The 17,945-nt window shown below is 43.3% G+C and carries 21 protein-coding genes; 11 read left to right on the forward strand and 10 right to left on the reverse strand.

What is annotated here, in order from left to right; translation table 11 throughout:
• Positions 1 to 41: 41 nt before the first annotated feature.
• The 6 genes from AOC28_RS10460 to AOC28_RS10485 all read right to left on the reverse strand — a co-directional run bounded on the left by AOC28_RS10460 (position 42) and on the right by AOC28_RS10485 (position 7,129).
• Positions 42 to 614, reverse strand: a complete 573-nt coding sequence (locus tag AOC28_RS10460; RefSeq protein WP_072583925.1) for a phasin family protein — start codon at positions 612 to 614, stop codon at positions 42 to 44.
• A gap of 234 nt (positions 615 to 848) precedes the next feature.
• The gene (locus tag AOC28_RS10465; protein ID WP_072583926.1) at positions 849 to 1,544 is read right to left on the reverse strand and encodes a nitroreductase; all 696 of its coding nucleotides are present in this window, start codon (positions 1,542 to 1,544) and stop codon (positions 849 to 851) included.
• A gap of 28 nt (positions 1,545 to 1,572) precedes the next feature.
• Entirely contained in the window at positions 1,573 to 3,771 is a 2,199-nt protein-coding gene (locus tag AOC28_RS10470) for an OsmC domain/YcaO domain-containing protein (RefSeq protein WP_072583927.1), read from the reverse strand.
• A gap of 81 nt (positions 3,772 to 3,852) precedes the next feature.
• The gene (locus AOC28_RS10475) at positions 3,853 to 5,106 is read right to left on the reverse strand and encodes a DASH family cryptochrome (protein ID WP_072583928.1); all 1,254 of its coding nucleotides are present in this window, start codon (positions 5,104 to 5,106) and stop codon (positions 3,853 to 3,855) included.
• Positions 5,103 to 6,506, reverse strand: a complete 1,404-nt coding sequence (locus tag AOC28_RS10480; RefSeq protein ID WP_072583929.1) for an exonuclease domain-containing protein — start codon at positions 6,504 to 6,506, stop codon at positions 5,103 to 5,105. The genes AOC28_RS10475 and AOC28_RS10480 overlap by 4 nt, the downstream gene beginning before the upstream one ends.
• 20 nt (positions 6,507 to 6,526) lie before the next feature.
• Complete coding sequence (locus AOC28_RS10485; RefSeq protein WP_237767791.1) at positions 6,527 to 7,129, reverse strand: Rrf2 family transcriptional regulator; 603 nt, start codon at positions 7,127 to 7,129, stop codon at positions 6,527 to 6,529.
• Positions 7,130 to 7,204: 75 nt separating this feature from the next.
• Here AOC28_RS10485 and AOC28_RS10490 point away from each other — a divergent pair, with 75 nt between their 5' ends.
• On the forward strand, positions 7,205 to 7,696 hold the full coding sequence (locus tag AOC28_RS10490) for a hypothetical protein (RefSeq protein ID WP_072583931.1): 492 nt from the start codon (positions 7,205 to 7,207) through the stop codon (positions 7,694 to 7,696).
• On the opposite strand, the gene AOC28_RS10495 is transcribed toward AOC28_RS10490, so the two are convergent.
• Positions 7,688 to 8,116, reverse strand: coding sequence for a DUF2244 domain-containing protein (locus tag AOC28_RS10495; RefSeq protein ID WP_072583932.1), 429 nt, complete (start codon positions 8,114 to 8,116; stop codon positions 7,688 to 7,690). The genes AOC28_RS10490 and AOC28_RS10495 overlap by 9 nt on opposite strands.
• A 316-nt stretch (positions 8,117 to 8,432) precedes the next feature.
• Between AOC28_RS10495 and AOC28_RS10500 the strand changes: the two genes are divergently transcribed.
• Genes AOC28_RS10500 through AOC28_RS10510 form a run of 3 tightly spaced genes read left to right on the forward strand, consistent with a single transcriptional unit; the run spans position 8,433 to position 10,335 of the window.
• Positions 8,433 to 9,074, forward strand: coding sequence for an LON peptidase substrate-binding domain-containing protein (locus tag AOC28_RS10500; protein WP_072583933.1), 642 nt, complete (start codon positions 8,433 to 8,435; stop codon positions 9,072 to 9,074).
• 4 nt (positions 9,075 to 9,078) lie between these two features.
• A complete protein-coding gene (locus AOC28_RS10505; RefSeq protein WP_072583934.1) occupies positions 9,079 to 9,939 on the forward strand; it encodes an oxygenase MpaB family protein in 861 nt (286 codons plus the stop codon).
• Positions 9,940 to 9,957: 18 nt separating this feature from the next.
• Complete coding sequence (locus tag AOC28_RS10510; protein WP_072583935.1) at positions 9,958 to 10,335, forward strand: DUF4149 domain-containing protein; 378 nt, start codon at positions 9,958 to 9,960, stop codon at positions 10,333 to 10,335.
• Positions 10,336 to 10,347: 12 nt separating this feature from the next.
• Here AOC28_RS10510 and AOC28_RS10515 read toward each other — a convergent pair whose 3' ends face one another.
• Positions 10,348 to 10,527, reverse strand: a complete 180-nt coding sequence (locus tag AOC28_RS10515; RefSeq protein WP_072583936.1) for a hypothetical protein — start codon at positions 10,525 to 10,527, stop codon at positions 10,348 to 10,350.
• An 80-nt stretch (positions 10,528 to 10,607) separates the two neighbouring features.
• On the opposite strand from AOC28_RS10515, the gene AOC28_RS10520 reads away from it, so the two are divergent.
• Genes AOC28_RS10520 through AOC28_RS10530 form a run of 3 tightly spaced genes read left to right on the forward strand, consistent with a single transcriptional unit; the run spans position 10,608 to position 12,634 of the window.
• The gene (locus AOC28_RS10520) at positions 10,608 to 11,237 is read left to right on the forward strand and encodes an alpha-ketoglutarate-dependent dioxygenase AlkB (RefSeq protein WP_072583937.1); all 630 of its coding nucleotides are present in this window, start codon (positions 10,608 to 10,610) and stop codon (positions 11,235 to 11,237) included.
• Positions 11,238 to 11,256: 19 nt separating this feature from the next.
• Complete coding sequence (locus AOC28_RS10525) at positions 11,257 to 12,237, forward strand: FAD-dependent oxidoreductase (protein WP_237767792.1); 981 nt, start codon at positions 11,257 to 11,259, stop codon at positions 12,235 to 12,237.
• 10 nt (positions 12,238 to 12,247) lie between these two features.
• Positions 12,248 to 12,634 carry a dihydroneopterin aldolase gene (locus AOC28_RS10530; protein WP_072583939.1) on the forward strand — a complete coding sequence of 129 codons (387 nt, stop codon included), beginning with the start codon at positions 12,248 to 12,250 and terminating at the stop codon, positions 12,632 to 12,634.
• 36 nt (positions 12,635 to 12,670) lie between these two features.
• On the opposite strand, the gene AOC28_RS10535 is transcribed toward AOC28_RS10530, so the two are convergent.
• Positions 12,671 to 13,357, reverse strand: a complete 687-nt coding sequence (locus AOC28_RS10535; protein ID WP_072583940.1) for a cupin domain-containing protein — start codon at positions 13,355 to 13,357, stop codon at positions 12,671 to 12,673.
• A 158-nt stretch (positions 13,358 to 13,515) separates the two neighbouring features.
• On the opposite strand from AOC28_RS10535, the gene AOC28_RS10540 reads away from it, so the two are divergent.
• A complete protein-coding gene (locus tag AOC28_RS10540; RefSeq protein ID WP_072583941.1) occupies positions 13,516 to 14,211 on the forward strand; it encodes an SDR family NAD(P)-dependent oxidoreductase in 696 nt (231 codons plus the stop codon).
• A 54-nt stretch (positions 14,212 to 14,265) separates the two neighbouring features.
• Here the strand turns inward: AOC28_RS10540 and AOC28_RS10545 are convergent, their stop codons facing one another.
• Positions 14,266 to 14,547: a DUF427 domain-containing protein gene (locus AOC28_RS10545; RefSeq protein ID WP_072583942.1), complete on the reverse strand. Its 282-nt coding sequence runs from the start codon at positions 14,545 to 14,547 to the stop codon at positions 14,266 to 14,268.
• A 95-nt stretch (positions 14,548 to 14,642) separates the two neighbouring features.
• On the opposite strand from AOC28_RS10545, the gene egtD reads away from it, so the two are divergent.
• Genes egtD through AOC28_RS10560 form a run of 3 tightly spaced genes read left to right on the forward strand, consistent with a single transcriptional unit; the run spans position 14,643 to position 17,944 of the window.
• The gene (gene egtD, locus AOC28_RS10550; protein WP_072583943.1) at positions 14,643 to 15,590 is read left to right on the forward strand and encodes an L-histidine N(alpha)-methyltransferase; all 948 of its coding nucleotides are present in this window, start codon (positions 14,643 to 14,645) and stop codon (positions 15,588 to 15,590) included.
• A complete protein-coding gene (gene egtB, locus AOC28_RS10555; protein ID WP_072583944.1) occupies positions 15,580 to 16,818 on the forward strand; it encodes an ergothioneine biosynthesis protein EgtB in 1,239 nt (412 codons plus the stop codon). Before egtD ends, egtB begins: the two co-directional genes overlap by 11 nt.
• Positions 16,808 to 17,944 carry a PatB family C-S lyase gene (locus AOC28_RS10560; protein ID WP_072583945.1) on the forward strand — a complete coding sequence of 379 codons (1,137 nt, stop codon included), beginning with the start codon at positions 16,808 to 16,810 and terminating at the stop codon, positions 17,942 to 17,944. The genes egtB and AOC28_RS10560 overlap by 11 nt, the downstream gene beginning before the upstream one ends.
• The last annotated feature ends 1 nt before the right edge of the window (position 17,945 follow it).

A 17,945-nucleotide genomic window follows, 5' to 3' on the forward strand; every position in this document is an offset into this window, starting at 1 on the left:
GAAGGTGGCTTTTTTAACGACAAAATTAACTATTCAGTTAATTAAGCAACTTTACGGCTTTTAGCAGCTGGCTTAGCAACAGCGTATTGACCTTGAATGTTTGCCAAAGCAGCATCAACACTCTTCTCAAAGTTTGCAAATGCATCAGTTGCAGATGCGCGAACTTGGTCAAACTGTTGGAGTGAAGAATCAAATGCAGTTTTGAATGCAGAAACAAAAGCCTCTGAACCAGCAGGAGCTGTCTTAGTAGCTTCTTTAACAAACTTAACCAAATCAGCACGTGCGTCATCAATAGAAGCGTCAACTACTTGAGCAACTTCTTTGTTACCGTTACGAACTACTTGGTTTACCTTAGCTTGGTAAGCAGCAGCATACTTAGCGGCTTCTTGAGCAGCTTCTGGCTGAGCTAATTTAGCTAATTGCTGTGGATCCTTGATTGCCAACAATTGTGAGCTTGTATCTTGAGCAGCAACTAAAGCATCTTTAGCAGCAGCTTGGTTGATTTCAGCTAATTCTTGAGCGCTTTCAACAGCAACTTGTGCCAAATGTTTAGCAGTTTCGATTGCTTTAGCTTGTGCAGAGGCGAGTTGGTCGTTTAATTGAGTTTGAAACATGATTTATCCTAACTTTAAGTAAATGAGGTTTTTTATTGCGATGCACCATTTTAAGATCCCCATTTTCCAAAAGCAAGATATTTTTGTTGCAAAGCAACATATATTTGCTAAAACCCTATTTCAAGGCTTTAAATGGTGTTTATTGGGTCATTAAATTCTAATTTTCCCATATAGTTTTTAGGGGAATTTGCTAGAAACTTCCAAAAATCATTAGCAATAAAGAGTTTGGTGTCCCTACTTTACCCAGGTGGTAAATTCCTCTGCACTGACTCTAGGAGTGTGAAAACTGTTCACTAACGCGTTTTTGTCGGCATATCCCAGTGCCATACCGCACACAAGCATCTCATTCTCTTTTGCACCGATGCATGGCAGGATGATCTTGGCATAGTCATTCCATGCTGCTTGCGGGCAGGTATCCAAACCTTCACCTCTAGCTGCAATCATCATGTTCTGCAAAAACATTCCATAGTCAAGCATTGAACCCCTGCCAAGCTCCTTGTCGACAGTGAAGAATATGCAAACTGGCGCACCAAATGCCTCAAAGTTTTTTCGATGCTGAGCATGCATCTTGTCTTTATCGCCTTTAGCAATTCCTAAGAGGCCATATAAGCACCAACCGTTTTCACGACGTCTGTCTATGTAAGGGCTAAACCATTTAGTGGGGTAATAGTCGTATGCAGATTGATATTCTTTTGCCAACTCGGGATTGAGTGCAATGTCATCATAAGCAGTGCATACCTTTTTGCATAAATCATCAAGAGCTTTGCCTTCTACAACATAGGCCTTCCAAGGTTGCGTATTAGTACCCGAGGGTGCACGCGCAGAAATATTGAGTAACTTGAGAACGGTCTCTTTGGAGATGGCTTCTTTTGTAAACGCTCTTACCGACATACGCGAGGTTATTGCCTCGGCTGGAGTTAATGCCTTCATTGGTATCCTCTGGCTTTGCTGGGTTTTACTAAGACTTAGCGTTACTAGCTCTTGCTTTATGTAGCTTGCGATAGCTGTCGATCAGGCGATGGTGCCTATCTAGCCCCTCTAACTTCATGCTCGTTGGCGTTAAACCGCAGAAACGAACACTGCCATCGATTGAACCTAAAACAGCATCCATCCTAGCATCGCCATACATACGGCGGAAGTTCAATTCATAGTCTGACATCTCCAATTCATCATCTAGGTGAACTTCAAGGGCAGCATCTAGAGCTTGGTAAAACAATTTACGCTCTACTGTATTGTCGTTGTACTGAAGAAAGGCGCCCACTAGCTCATGTGCTTCCTCAAATTGCTTTAGCGCAAGATGAATCAATAGCTTTAACTCCAGAACGGTGAGTTGGCCCCAAACGGTATTCTCATCAAACTCAATGCCAATTAATGTGGCGATGTCGCCATACTCATCTAGCTCGTTATTTACCAAACGATCTAGAAGTGCATTTAAGCTAGCATCGTCTAGTTGGGATAAATTGAGAATATCCTTGCGGAACAGCAAAGACTTATTGGTGTTGTCCCAAATCAAATCTTCAATTGGGTAGATCTCAGAGTAGCCAGGCACTAAGATTCGACAAGCTGTTGCGCCCAGTTGATCATAGACAGCTACATAAGCCTCTTTGCCAATCTCTTTCAGAATGCCGAACAGAGTTTGGGCTTCTTTAATATTCGAATCCTCACCCTTGCTAGAGAAATCCCACTCTACAAATTCATAATCTGATTTGGCGCTGAAGAAACGCCAGGACACAATGCCACTGGAATCAATGAAGTGCTCAACAAAGTTATTGGGCTCAGTCACCGCCTCGCTGGCAAAGGTAGGTGGGGGCAAATCATTCAGACCCTCTAAGCTTCGACCTTGCAATAACTCAGTCAAACTTCTCTCTAAAGCAACTTCAAGACTTGGATGTGCGCCAAATGAGGCAAAGACACCACCTGTTCTTGGGTTCATTAAGGTAACGCACATCACTGGATAGATGCCTCCCAGAGATGCATCTTTAACTAATACTGGGAAGCCCTGCTCCTCCAGGCTCTGAATACCAGCCAGAATACCGGGATACTTCGCGAGCACTTCTTGCGGCACATCCGGCAATGCAATTTCGCCTTCCAGAATTTCACGCTTTACTGCTCGCTCAAAAATCTCTGACAAGCACTGCACCTGGGCTTCGGCTAAGGTATTGCCAGCGCTCATCCCATTACTGACGAATAGATTCTCAATCAGGTTGGATGGAAAATACACAGTCTCGCCGTCAGATTGCCGTATATAGGACAATGAGCAGATACCGCGCTCTACATTACCGGAATTCGTATCCACTAGATGCGAAGCTTTTAGCTCTCCATCTGGGTTATAAATATCTCGACAGTATTTATCCAGAATTTCAGTGGGCAATGCATCTTTCTTGCCAGGTTTAAACCAACGCTCATTGGGGTAATGCACAAACTCTGCATTAGCAATGTCCTCGCCCCAGTAAGCGCCAGCATAGAAATGGTTATTACTTAAGCGCTCGATATATTCACCCAAAGCAGAAGCCAAAGCACTTTCTTTGGTTGCCCCTTTGCCATTGGTAAAGCACATCGGGGAATGCGCATCACGAATATGCAAGGACCATACATTCGGAATCAGGTTGCGCCACGAAGCGATTTCGATCTTAATACCCAGATTAGCCAAAAGACCCGACATATTGGCAATGGTTTGCTCCAGGGGCAAATCTTTACCCAGAATGTGGGTGCTAACACTAGCATCAGGCTTTAGAGTCAGTAGGCTCTGAGCATCAGCATCAAGATTGGCAACCTGCTCAATAACAAATTCGGGACCTTCCTGCACCACCTTCTTAACCGTACAACGCTCAATTGAGCGCAGAATACCTTGTCGATCCGTTGCTGAAATATCGGCCGGCAGCTCAACTTGAATTTTAAAGATTTGTTTGTAGCGATTTTCTGGATCAACAATATTGTTTTGCGAGAGACGGATGTTCTCAGTAGAAATATTCCGAGTTTCGCAGTACAGCTTTACGAAGTAAGCTGCGCATAAAGCAGATGAGGCTAAGAAGTAATCAAATGGCCCTGGCGCAGAACCATCGCCCTTATATCGAATAGGCTGGTCAGCAATGACCGTGAAGTCATCGAACTTTGCCTCTAGACGAAGCTTATCGAGAAAGTTGACTTTGATTTCCATGGGGATGCTTCCAAAATAGCGAAAAAAATGTTGTGAGCATCATTATCCATCCCAACACCATCTGCGGAATGGCTTTAAAGGCTATGTCAGCCACATTTGGCGATATATGCCATCCCGATCATAATCTTGGGTTTGCTTAGCCACATTAAAAGGCCTACCCCCTCTAGGATCAGTGCCCTTGCCGGCAATATATAACCAGTTGCCTTGATTGCTATAAACATCATAGTCAATCAATTGATATTCAAACCAAGCAGAACCTGCTTGCCAATCACCCTTCATATCATAAATCCAATAGCTCGCCACAATTTGACGCATACGATTGGATAGATAGCCCGTTTTTTTCAATTCACGCATGCCAGCATCTATCAGTGACTCCCCGGTAGCGCCAGACGACCATTGATAGAAATTTTCACCATCAAACTGATTGCTAGACACCCTACTTAAACCTTTGGAGTTGTAGAGTCTTTTGCCATATTTAAAGTGCAGAAACCGGAAGTAGTCTCTCCAAAGCAGCTCAAACCAAAGCCAGTAGGTTCCATCATTTGCCCCATAGCAAAATTCATAATCTGCTAATTGCTTTGCAATGCAGCCCGCAGAGCAACAACCCTGGGCCAGCCATGGAGAGAATTTGCTGGAGTAGTCCATACCAATCAGCTCATTACGTGTTTGTTTGTAAGTATCAGGAAGGCCTCGCTCAAAATATTGCCGAATATGCATATGAGCACTCTGCTCCCCACCAAAAAAATTTCCGATACTAGATGAAATGTTGCTGTTGAATGCTTTGATAGAGGGTATTTCGATAGCAGGCAATGAAGGTATGCTTTTGGGAGAATCGACAGGGACGGAAAATCTTAAGCCCCTCTTTTCTACTTGCTGACGGAATTGGGTAAAGATATCTGGCATCTCTTCCAATGCAAATGGTAGAGAGTGAGCATCCAACATACTCGATTGCCATCTTGAATGAATCTTAAATCCAGCAGCACTTAATAGCGCCACTTGCTCTAATTCTTCAGGCGCCTGAATTTGCTCGCAATAAATAAGATCTGCTTGAATCTGACTTTTCAATTTCTCAAACACATGCAAGACATCACCAGTGACCTCATATAGGTCCGATCCCAGTTCTCGTAGCTGACCACGTAATTCCTGAAGGGTTTGATCTAAAAATACCCGACGATGCTCCCCCATCCTCGGAAATCCCCATGCGGTATCTTGCTCTAAGTTGGTCTGATGAATATAGACTGGTAGCAGATGATCCGCTGACTTGCATGCCTGCAAAAACGATGGGTTATCTTCCAGACGGAGATCATTTCTAAACCAATAGATTGCAGTTGTCATTTATCTACACCAATCCGAATCACTTGATTTCTATAGGCACCCGATAGCGCCTTTTTGACTATCTTATAGATGTCGAGATCAAACTCCACTTCACCCGACTGTGCCAACTCATAAAGCTCATCCTGATTAATCGCAGTACCCAAATAGCACCATTTATCGACCACAATCATCTCACCACCCTCTTTAATGGCAATGGCTCCAGAATATGGCCAAACCTGAACCTTAAAGAGGTCCATGGCTGTTTTTAACTGTAAATTATGTAAGGCGATAGGGGTAATGTTGATGCAGGTTCCACTGCATTGCTTTACTTGATAGCCAAAGCAAGATTTACCCTCAATACGCTTCTCCAAGCCAAGCAAGGCTTCGCATAAATGGTGTTTTTTTGCCAATGCCTTTAAATAAGCATGCGCCTCTCGCTTGCTATAGAACAAGCCGTATAAATTATCTTGCAAACCAGGAGCCAAATGATGATGAGTTACTAAAGAAGGTGTCAGAACACCACTAACATCCTCCTCTAAGCTCCAGGCACAAAGATCCTTTGATTTACGTAGCTTAATATTCAGAGAAGGCATACGCTCTTTTATCAATCTCGACTCAAGAATTAAAGCGCCTAGCTCTCCACTCGTCTCGATCCAATCAATATCGCGAACCTGCAAAGAAAGTTTCATTTCTTTACGTTGCGTTAAAGCACCCTGAAAATGCCCCATCACCCTGCTCCGCAAAGAAATACTTTTGCCAATATAAAGAGGGGTCTTATTTTCTCCATAAAAGATATAGCAACCTGGGCCATCGGGTATGGAGTCAATTACACCCTGGTCTATGTTAGGGGGAAGACTAGCATTGCCAATGAGTTGGTTTATCGCCTCATTTAACTTTTCTTGCCCAAACTTTGACTCACACACACGCCAAAATTGAAGCAATAAATCAGCATCCCCTAGTGCACGATGTCTAGCACTTACCTTCAGTCCATGCGTACTAATGATGGTGTCGAGGTTATGACGTGGCTGATCTGGGAAAAGTAATCGAGATAGCTTTACGGTACATAAAACTTTAGGCTTAAAGTCAATGCCAACCCTCTTAAAAGAGGCCTTGATAAAACCATAATCAAAGCGAGCGTTATGAGCGACAAATATTTTTCCCTCAAGCTCTTTTTTTAAATCTTCAGCCAACTCAGAAAAACAAGGCCGCCCTTGGACCATTGATGGAGAAATGCCAGTCAGTCTTTGAATATTTTGTGGGATATAGGTTTGAGGATCAATCAACTTTTCCCACATCTGAACCTGATTACCCGCTAGGGTTTTAATTCCAATTTCAGTAATGCGGTCACGATCGAAATGAGACCCTGTGGTTTCAATATCTACAAAAGCTAAATCTGGGTAAGGGCCACGCTGACTGTTCACGCTAGAACCGTTAATTCCATTTAGCTTGCAGATGAAACTCTATTCAGATAGTCAGCAAAACTAAAAATAGAGTTTGGCCCGCGAGGCACATCCTCAACTTTTTTAAAGCTTGTTTTAACAACCTTTTGAGTTTCGCCTTTTTTCTTTTTTTCGTGACTAGGGGTAGCTTGCTTTTCTATTGGCAAGTATGGCTTTCGCTCCGGCGCAGTTTGAACCTCACTAAAGCGTGGAATGTAATCTTTGATAGCAGAGGCTAGCGTCACATTAGAGATGCAGCTCATCATGTAGGTTTCAAGTGATTGATAGAGCTCTTTAGCAATATCCGATACCTCCACTTTTTTCTTCTTAATTAGGTTCATTGCTAGAACGATATCCTTGATGGTAATAATTCTAGGATCCTTTGAAAGTTGATACCCGCCTGCCCGACCTCTAACTGCAGTCACAAGACCCGACTCCCTTAGTGGGCGCAGCAAAAGTTCGATACGACTGACTGATATATGTTGTCTTTTTGCTATCTCTGGCGCAGGGACAAGCTGCCCATTTGCTGAATGGCTTGCAATATCTACGAGGGTATTGAGAGCTACCCTGACTGCTTTAGTGACTTCCATAGGGGCTTTCGACATAAAAGTTAGATTGGATCTAGTATGAAACTGATCCCAAAAGTGTGCTGCAGCGCATTAATTAACCCTATCTAACTTATGGTTGAAATAATTAGACCCCAGCACCCCCAAGCCTATCGGCTACTGCGCTTTCTCGCTTGTATTCTGGCTGGCGGATTCATTTCTCAAGCCATTAGCTGTCTAGCGGCTTATTTATTAATTAGTGATTCACAAGCCGCAGGTATGGTGGCGCACATAGTAGTTCAGCATCTTTCCAATTACTTTTTAGGATGTGCGTTCGCAATCTTAAGTATTGCCAACGTTCTCATTAAAAGGGGTTTGTTTCCACTTAAGAATATCCGCCTTCCTTTACTAATAATGATGATGGCAGTTGCAGTGGTTAGCTTTCTTCTCATACCTCGCATGGATTACTTGCGTGAAACGGCATTATTAGACGGCACGCCAGTCATGCTCTCGCCGTTTGCTAATTACTTTCAGGTTTTGAATATCTTGACCCTGATGCTGCTACTTACGCAGATCATTGCTAGTATTTTGGTGGCATGGCGTTTGGTTGACTCAAAATCAACCTAGGTGAGCTCGAACCGCAGCAATCAAGGGTATCTGCTGCTCTGGTCTTAGAAACTGACCCAGCTCTATACGTAGGCTTGATTGGCTGATGTGAAAGACTTTCGAGCCTTCCGATGGCAATTCAATTTTGGCCCACTGCGTATTCAGCTCATACACAGTCTCTTTGTAGCCAATGAATTTTTTGACCAGAAGACGTTTTTCATCAATCTCAATCGTTTCACAATCTAACGCATGTCTACAGTAAATTAGAAATCCGAGCGTTACCGCACAAAGCTCCAAAGCTGTAAAAATGGGAATGACCCAAACGCCTGCCAAAAAAAACCCAGTTGCAACTGTTAGGGAGAGACAAACCAGGACAATATAGAACTTGAGGAGCTGCCTGGGAGTCAGTGCGCAGTTTCTGCGCATTTGCCAGCGCTTCATATTGATGTAGTTCTGGAAATGAATAGTGAGAGCTTATTGGCTTTTGCTACGCTCTTGAGATTTCGCCAATTGATCCGCGCTTCTTTGTTGAAAATCTACCATGGAGTGATATCCCATTTGATAACAAGGGCAATGCTTACCCAGAATCCAGCGAGCGAGTTTGACACGAAGTTTTTGGATCATTTTTACCTCTTATTGGTGAACCTCAAATGTAAACGGAAAATGCATTTATTGCTGAGCGCAGATTAAAACTGGGGGGGTATTTACCGCGAGATTCGCGTCAGCAAAAATTATTCAAATCCATTACATTGATTACATGACTAATATAGACTCCACCACTCGAAAAATACCGCTATTCCCATTGGGAACCGTACTATTTCCGGACGGCGTAATTGCCCTCAAGATCTTTGAGGCACGCTACCTCGACATGATTAAGACATGCTTGCGTGAAAAAACAGAATTTGGCGTTGTTAGCATCATGAAAGACCAGGACTCCAAAGAAGATTCGCCCCTGGTTTTTTCCCAAATCGGAACTCTGGCTCTTATTGAAGATTTTGACCCTATTCAACCCGCCTTGTATATGACTAAGTCATCTGGAACGCAGCGCTTTAAGCTTCTTCATAGCCAACAAGAGGCTAATGGTCTGTGGATTGGTGAAATTGAGCTTCTAGCGAATGATCCCGTTACCCCTATCCCTGAAGAACATCAAAAGGTTGTGAAACTATTGAATGAAATTATTTCAGTGATTCAAAGTGAAGATTTATTAGAAGAATCCCCGTTTAAGAAACCCTTCAAAACAGATGACTGCGGCTGGGTGTCTAATCGCCTTGCAGAACTGTTACCCATCTCCTTGGCCCAAAAGAACCATCTACTAGCCCAAACTAATCCCAGAATCAGACTTGACCTAGTTACGGAAATTATTGAAGACGATGGCTTAAGCAATCTCATGCTGCACTAAATCCATGCTTGATGAGCTTATTCGCAAAACGATTCGTGAAATGGTGGGCGGTGGTGGGCCCCCGGTTGCCTTTCTAACGCCAGCAGGCGATCGCGGCCTCTTTGGCCCGGAATCTATTGCCTGGAAAGTTCATGCGGACTTTATTTCAATGATGATTGGCGGCATTAGCTCGCTGATCATGCAAGCTCTTCATCCACAAGCCTTAGCAGGAGTATGGGATCACTCTAGCTTTAGAGAGGACCTTAAAGGTAGGCTCGGTAGAACGGCTTTCTTCATTGCCGCTACCACCTATGGATCAAATGAGATGGCAGAAAAAATTATTGAAAGGGTTAATCAGATTCATGCAAAGATTAATGGCTTTGATGAATTCGGAAAACCATATTCGGCTACCGATCCACACCTACTAGCCTGGGTTCATCTCACAGAAACGCATAGCTTTATGCAGGCTTTTGAAGACTATAGAAAAGAAAAGCTGAGCTCACAAGACAAGGATCAATACTTTGTTGAAATGAAATCCCTAGGCGAAAGAATGGGCGCCCATAATTTGCCCGTCACCTATGCTAAAACAGATAGTGCAATTCAACACTATATTCCTGAGCTTTACTTTGGAGAACGCGCAAAAAGTATCCTCGATTTGCTCGAGAACTTTCCTAGTAAGCTTGCTGCAAAGCCCTTTATCAAACTCATTACTCGTGCCGGCTATCTAAACCTGCCGGATTGGGTCTACCCATTTATCAAAAGGCCAACTCCTAGCCTGATTGAGCGCTTAGCAGTGAAAAAGAGTGTCGATTTAATTTCAGTACCGATTCGCGAGGCCCTTAAGGATGGGGTGGCCGCCCACTCGCTCCGTAGAGTTTATGGATAATTTATTTGGGAAGACGTCATGATCACTAATTACCTGATATCAGCTATGGTTGGCATCATGCTTTTCTTTACTATCGTTGTAGCCCCAACTGTTTTTAAGGTGCTACCCACTGAATGGTCTGGCAAGTATGTTCGCAACTTCTTTCCCAAGTACTATGCTTGCCTAGGCCTGATTACCACTGCCTGCATTTTTACCGTGGCTGATGGAGATAGCAAGATTTTATTGGCGATCTGCGCACTACTATTTGCCTTTACCCTCTTCTACCTGACTGGAAAAATTAATGAGGCCAAAGATCAGGGCAAAAGTCGTCACTTTCATTTATTGCATGGTGCAAGCGTTGCTATCAACTTATTTCAGTTGATTGCTTTTATTTATCTTTTGGTCAAAACGTCATAAATAGATTGGTGGCTAAGATTCAGGCTTCAACTTGCTTGGATCCGATTCCTTAACCGCATCTTGCTTAATTGGCAAGCTCAAACTAGGGGCAGACATTTTTTCGCCATCCCAAACTTGCCCACACCAACACTCACCTGCATCATTAATGATGCATACGCCTGAGCCACAGCAACGCTTGTCTGGGGTCTTCATACATTAGCCTAATCAAGAAATTGAAATTAGGGCTATTCTAGGGTTTTTATGAAACTAGCGCTTGATCTTGCAACCAGTAAATGATGCAAAGCACTTTATTTGAATCCCCCCTCGGCGACTCAGCTGCGAATATTTTGCCAAAGGATGGGGGCGCTCGCTACTATCCCAAGGTCCTTACTGAACATGACTGCAAGGCAATGATGGGCCAACTTCAGAACTCCCTCAAATGGGAAGCAGAACAACTCATGATGTTTGGAAAGTTGGTGACCACTCGGCGTAAAGTTGCTTGGGTTGCCGATCCTCTGTGCAACTATACCTACTCTGGGGTAAAAAAGATTCCACAAGCCTGGACATCTGAACTCGTCCTGATTAAAGAGAGGCTAGAAGAAATATCACAAACCGAGTTTAATTCTTGCCTACTGAATTTCTACCATGATGGAGATGATGGTATGGGCTGGCACAGTGATGATGAAGAAGAACTCGATCCCGCATCTCCGATTGCTTCACTTAGCCTTGGGGCTCAACGTAAATTTGCCTTTCGCCATAAAAAAGACAAAGGCACAATCTCTCTTTTTTTGGAGAGCGGGAGCGTACTCATCATGCATCCGCCCACTCAAAAGTATTGGCAGCACGCTTTGCTGAAAACTAAAAAGGTGTCGGATATACGCATGAATTTAACTTTTAGAAAAATCAATACTCATGCCAAGTGAGTCCAAATCAAAAGTCACTGTGGCTATCATAGGCGCAGGCTTAGCAGGCCTTAGCTGTGCCACTAGATTGCAAACGCTTGGCTTTCAAGTTCAGGTTTATGAAAAGAGTCGTGGGCCAAGCGGTCGGATGAGTACTCGTCATGGAGAAGGTTGGTCTGCGGACCATGGAGCTCAATATTTCACAGCAAGAGATCCCGTGTTTATTGAGGCACTCAATACTTGGATTAAGGCAGGAGTAGCCGCCAACTGGAATCCACGCTTATCCGTATATGAGGGTGGGCAATGGCGAGAGAGTAATTCCACTGAGCATCGCTATGTGGGCATTCCCGCCATGAACGCACCCGGTCAATATTTAGCTAAAACCATCTCGATTGAGTTTAATCAGACTATCGATAAGATTTACCAGCAAGATGAGAAATGGTTTCTTCATAGCCTAGAGAATGGCGATATTACCCAATCTTTTGATTACCTAGTATTGGCAATACCTGCACCTCAGAGCCGCACTCTTGCTAAATTGGTAGATCACTCCATTGAAGCAGTTTGCTCTAGTGTAAAAATGCAAGGCTGTTGGACAGTGATGGCACGCTTCTCAGAAAAAATGCATATGCCCTTTGATGCTGCCTTCATTAATAATGAAATCATTAGCTGGATTTCCCGAAATCATTCCAAGCCTGGACGTACTGGCCAAGAGACCTGGACAATACATGCCACCCCCCTATGGAGTCAGCAAAGGATTGAGTTAGATAGAGAGGATGCTGGCAAGTTAATTCTAGAGTCGGTAAAGAAGCTTGGACTCAATTGTCAGAATGCTGAAATTTCCATTCATCGCTGGCGTTACGCAAGCGGAGCAATCAATACAGAAATGGGATTTATTCTGCATGAAGATAATAAGCTCAGCCTTTGTGGGGATTGGCTCAATGGTGGCAGAGTAGAAGGGGCCTGGTTAAGTGGCTATCAATTAGCAAGTGCAATCCATATTTCAGCAGCATTAAACACATAAGGATTACATCATGACCTGCGAAGCATCTATTGAATTACGAGATCTAAAACTCCAAACCCAGATTGGTACATACAAAACCGATGACATCATCCCTCATAGTCATTTATTGGATCTCACACTTTGGATTGACTCGAATCTCGTGTTTATTTCCGAGGACAAGATGAGTAATGTCTTTGATTACGACCCTCTTGTACTTGAGATTACGAGGCTAGCTAGTAATTGTCATTATGAAACTCAAGAAAGACTGATGAGCAGAATCGTTGAAGCTTGCGCCAATTATCCTGAGATTCAATCGCTAGATATCGGCCTTAGAAAATCTCCCGTTCACAATAACTCGGGCTCGCTTGGCGTTAGACTAAGTCTTGATGAGGAAGCTTTATTGCAATTAAGAAGCTAAATCTTATTTATTGATAAATTACTGCTGCAGTATTTATCAGCGATATGAGGCGCCTTGCTTGCCATCACCACTATCCAAAAGATGCCCAGTTTTCACAAAGATAGTGCAGCCCTCTTTGCTAAACGGTTGATGCAGACTCATGTGAGGGCTCCTGATCCAAGAGCCGGCAGGATAGCGCCCATGCTCATCTTCAAACACCCCATCCACCACAAAGATTTCTTCGCCGCCGTAATGCTCATGCGGATTGAAATACGTTTGAGGCGCCCAACGCACTAAGGTTGAACCGCTACCTTGCTGCATGAGTGGCATCACATTTAGCCCAGGAACCATGCCCTGGTACCAAGGTGTAGTTTTGGTATCGATTACCTCTCGCACCACCTGATCTGGACCAAGATGCCGCAACTTCACAAAAAGAGTACAGCCAGACTTGCTAAATGGCGCATGAGAAGATCCCGGGGGATTCATGAGGTAAGTACCAGCAGGATAGTCACCTGTCTCATCGCTAAACACCCCATCTAAAACCAAGATCTCCTCACCAAATTCATGGGTGTGGGTTTTAAATTGGGTGCCAGGCTGATAGCGCACGATAGAAGTCGCTTTTGCCACCTCATCGCCTATACGGTCAAGTATGCGCCGCTCAACCCCTGGCTCAGAACTAGGGATCCAAGGCAAATCATGATGGTTAATGACGACTCGTTGGCTGTAATCAGAATTGATATTCACTTGGTATATTTTATATATGCAAACATCCCTAAGCATAGCAAGCTAATGGGGTAGGCGCTTAAAGGAGAAAAAGGGGTGCATACCCTCTAATACAAACTACGCTACAGTCTCATGAATACACTGCACTTAGTTATTGATTATCGGTTTAAAAGGGTTTCATGAGCATACTTCCCAATCCATTTAGCGCACTTGTCATCGGAGCATCGGGGACTATTGGCTCCCATTTTGTAAAACTATTGGAGAGTGATACATCTTGCTCCAGAGTAATTGGCATTCATCGAAATTCTGATCATGCAATTGACTACTCTCAACCTGAAACTATTGAAGCCTCCGCAAGCAGTCTGGCTGAGTTGGGGCCATTTCAACTAATCATTAATACTATTGGTGTCTTGCACTCGGAACAATGGATGCCTGAAAAGAAATTAGATGATTTGAATTCAGCTCAACTGGCCGAGATGTTCAATACAAACACCATTGGTCCAGCCCTAACAATCAAGCATTTCTCAAAAGTCCTGGACCCAAAGCATGGAGTTATGGCAACCCTCTCTGCTAAAGTGGGCAGCATTGAAGATAATCGACTGGGTGGTTGGTATAGCTATAGAGCTTCAAAAGCCGCGCTCAACATGATCATCAAAACAGCCTCTATCGAATTTGCAAGAACCAAACCCAATATTGCTTTGATTGCTCTCCACCCCGGCACCGTGAAATCTGGATTGTCACAGCCTTTTCGTGGCCAACAAATCGGCAGAGATCCCTTAGAGGCTGTGACTGATATGTTCAACGTACTTGCGAATGTAAATAAGGAAGATTCAGGCAGCTTTCTGACTTACTCAGGAGAAAAACTGCCTTGGTAGCAATTAGAGCCCGTCTAGATTCATCACGCTACAACACCTATAGGCAACTGAAAATTACTCAGTAACTTGAACACCCTTCCAAAATGCAATATACCCAGCAATATTATTTGCAGCTGATTTAGGTTCAGGGTAGTACCATGCAGCATCTTTGTTTGATTGACCGTTGACCTCTACGTCATAGTAACTAGCGGTGCCCTTCCAAGAGCACACAGTATGTTTTTCTGACTTCTTAAAAAACTGCATATTTAAGCTAGCAGGTGGAAAGTAATGATTGCCCTCCACCACAATAGTTGCATTTGAATCCCCCAAAACTTCGTTATTCCAAATAGCCTTCATACCATCTCCTTGTGAAGATTTAGCATAAAGCAAATATCAACTTTATGCTGTATAAAGATTGACGACTTTAATGTTTAATCTGTCATCAAAAATTCATGCAAATACCGACTTCTTCAACAAATACCGCCACAATTGATCATGATTTTATTCCTGAGATAGAGTTGGGCTTACTGGCTGAGAACGCCTCTATTTCTCCAAAGTTTTTATACGACCCCTTAGGGTCACACCTCTTTACTGCCATTACTCTATTGCCAGAGTACTACCCAACCAATACTGAAAAAAATATTTTTTCTCAATACAAAGATCAAATTTCACAAGCGGTGGGTATTGGTGGCACCCTAATTGATTTAGGCGCTGGAAATTGCCAAAAAGCAGAATCTTTTTTTGAATCTCTTAAGCCCTCGAACTATCTGGCGATTGATTTTTCGGTCGAGTATTTGCAAGATGCATTAAATAAGCTTGCGGGAAAATATCCGCATATTCTGATGCAATGCATTGGTATGGATTTTTCCAAGCAACTTATCATTCCCGACTCCATTGCACCGACTAAAAGGACTTTCTTTTATCCAGGCTCTAGCCTTGGAAATTTCCTCCCATCAGAAGCACTTCATTTGCTCAGTCAAATCAAGAATCAAGCCAATGATGGCGGCTTGTTAATTGGCGTGGACTTGATGAAAGAGGATGCAGTGCTGATGACAGCATATGATGACCCTCTAAAAGTAACGGCTGCTTTCAACCTTAATATTCTCCGGTCGACCAACTCGCATCTGAACTCTAATTTCAAGGTAGAACAATTCAGACATGTAGCCAAAGTAAATCATGCAGAAAATAGGGTTGAGCTTTATTTGGAAGCGCTCGAGAACGTAATAGTTTCATGGCCAGGAAAATCCAGGGAATTTAAAAAAGGTGAGTTGATTCACACAGAGAATTCACACAAGTACACTATTGAATCTATCAAGCAATTACTGATGAGTGCTGGTTTTGAAACTACACAAATCTGGACTGATCCCAAAAACTATTTCGCGGTGATTTATGCTAAATAACACCTCGTATCAAATACCCTCAGCAGATGGGCTACTAGAGCAATTCTATAGCTCAAGAAAGTATTCTGTAGATCTCATTGCGAATTTGAGCGCAGAAGACTGCCAAGCACAATCCATGGAGGATGCGAGTCCCGCTAAGTGGCATTTAGCACACGTCACTTGGTTTTATGAAGTAATGGTTCTGAGAGCTTTTGAAAAGAACTTTTCTTTTTGGAATCCTGAATTCGCTGTTTTATTTAATAGCTATTACAACGGGGTCGGAGATAAGCATCCACGTAGTAAGCGCGGCCTATTAACACGCCCCTCTCTCCAGCAAGTACTAGAATGGCGTAAAAATATTGAAGATCGAGTTCAGACTCTCTTAAAAGAAAATTGTTCTGAAGAGCTGCTTTGGCTAATACAGCTTGGAATCAACCATGAACAGCAACATCAAGAGTTGCTATTAACAGACATTCACCATCTTTTTTCTAACAACTCACTTTGGCCAATCTACACCCCTAAAAACAACGAGTTCTCCTCAGTAGAGAAGCCATTTGAATGGATAGAGGGTGCCAGTGGGCTAGTTCAAGTTGGCCACAAAGGGAACAGTTTTCATTTCGATAACGAAGGCCCACAACATTCCGCGCTAAATCAAATCCATTCGATTGGCAGTCGACTCGTGAGTAATTTAGAGTGGCTTCAATTTATTGAGGCTGGTGGCTATGATAATTTTCAATGGTGGTTAGATGCAGGATGGGCATGGCTTAAGGCGGAAAAGATTACTGCTCCACTGTATTGGAATAAAGATAGTCAAAATCAGATGTTGCGCTTTTCGCTGAATAGCAATACACCACTTAATCCACACGCACCAGTATCAAATATCAGCTATTTTGAAGCAGATGCTTTTGCGCGCTGGGCCAGCCAAAATCTCGCTGGCTTTGCTGGAGCTCGTCTACCCACTGAATTTGAATGGGAGGTATTTGCACAATCGCATTTTGAGTCTATCGATGATCTATTTGGCAAAGCCTGGCAATGGACTAGCAGTAACTACACCCCCTATCCTGGCTATCAGCCCTGGGGTGGCATTGCAGGCGAATACAACGGTAAATTTATGGTCAACCAGATGGTACTCAAAGGTAGCTCTACTTACACACCTGCAGGGCACTCAAGAATTACGTATCGTAATTTTTTTCCAACACATGCACGTTGGCAAATGACGGGCTTAAGGCTTGCTAAAGATGGCATTTGATTTTGATACTCCTACCGATCGATTAAAGACGGACTCTATTCGCTGGGATATTGCCCACAGCAAAGAGGTGCTTCCTTTATGGGTAGCGGATATGGATTTTAAATCCCCGCCCTGCGTGATTCAAGCGCTAAACGAGAGAGTGCAACAAGGAATTTATGGCTATACCCATAGCCCCAATCAAATGAACAGGATGATTGCAGACTATTTGCAAGAACAATACCAATGGACCATAGATCCCGATTGGATTGTGATCCTACCTAGTGTTGTTTCTGGACTTTATACAGCCGTCCAGCAACTCACCAACAAAGATGATGGCGTTCTCGTTCCCAATCCTGTCTACCATCATCTACGTCTTGCTTGCACCACTGCCAATAGATTACTTCAAGAAATGCCACTGGCATTAAAAGAGGGTCGATGGGTTTTACCGAGTGATCAGTTTTTGGAAATTATTAGTGCTAAGACTAAATTGGCCTTATTTTGCAACCCCCAAAATCCAGGCTCTACTGTATTTACCAGGGATGAGCTAAAAGAATTTGGTAATTTTTGCGTTCAGAATGATTTATGGATTTGTTCGGATGAGATTCATGCAGGTCTTGTGCTGGCTGAGGACAGAAAACACATCCCCCTCGCTAGTATTAGTAAAGAAATTTCAGAGAAGACTGTTACCTTAATGTCCTTAAATAAGACCTTTAACTTCCCTGGCATCGGCCTCGCTTGGGCAATTGCAGAAAACCCAGTCTTACGTAATGCAATGCAGGTTGACCTTCATAGAACCATTGCTCCGCCCTCTTTGCTAGCCTATACAGCAACAATGGCAGCAATGAAGGAAGGTGAACCTTGGAGAAAAGCCTTGATTGAATACTTGAGAAAGAATCGGGATTTGATTCAAGAAAGAATTGGCAGTATTACCGGATTAAGCCTAGATAAAATGGAAGGTAGCTATTTGGCCTGGATTGATTGCACTCAACTTAAGAACCAAAATCCCTATCAACTCCTCCTTGATGCTGGCTTAGCCACTTCACCAGGTAGTCAATTTGGTAGAGATCAATTTGTCAGACTCAATTTTGGAACACAAAGAAGCCGAGTCAATGACGCTTTAGATATTATTCAAAAGACCTGCTCATAAA

The organism is Polynucleobacter sp. MWH-Adler-W8 (assembly GCF_001889925.1).
In the GTDB taxonomy this organism is placed as follows: domain Bacteria; phylum Pseudomonadota; class Gammaproteobacteria; order Burkholderiales; family Burkholderiaceae; genus Polynucleobacter.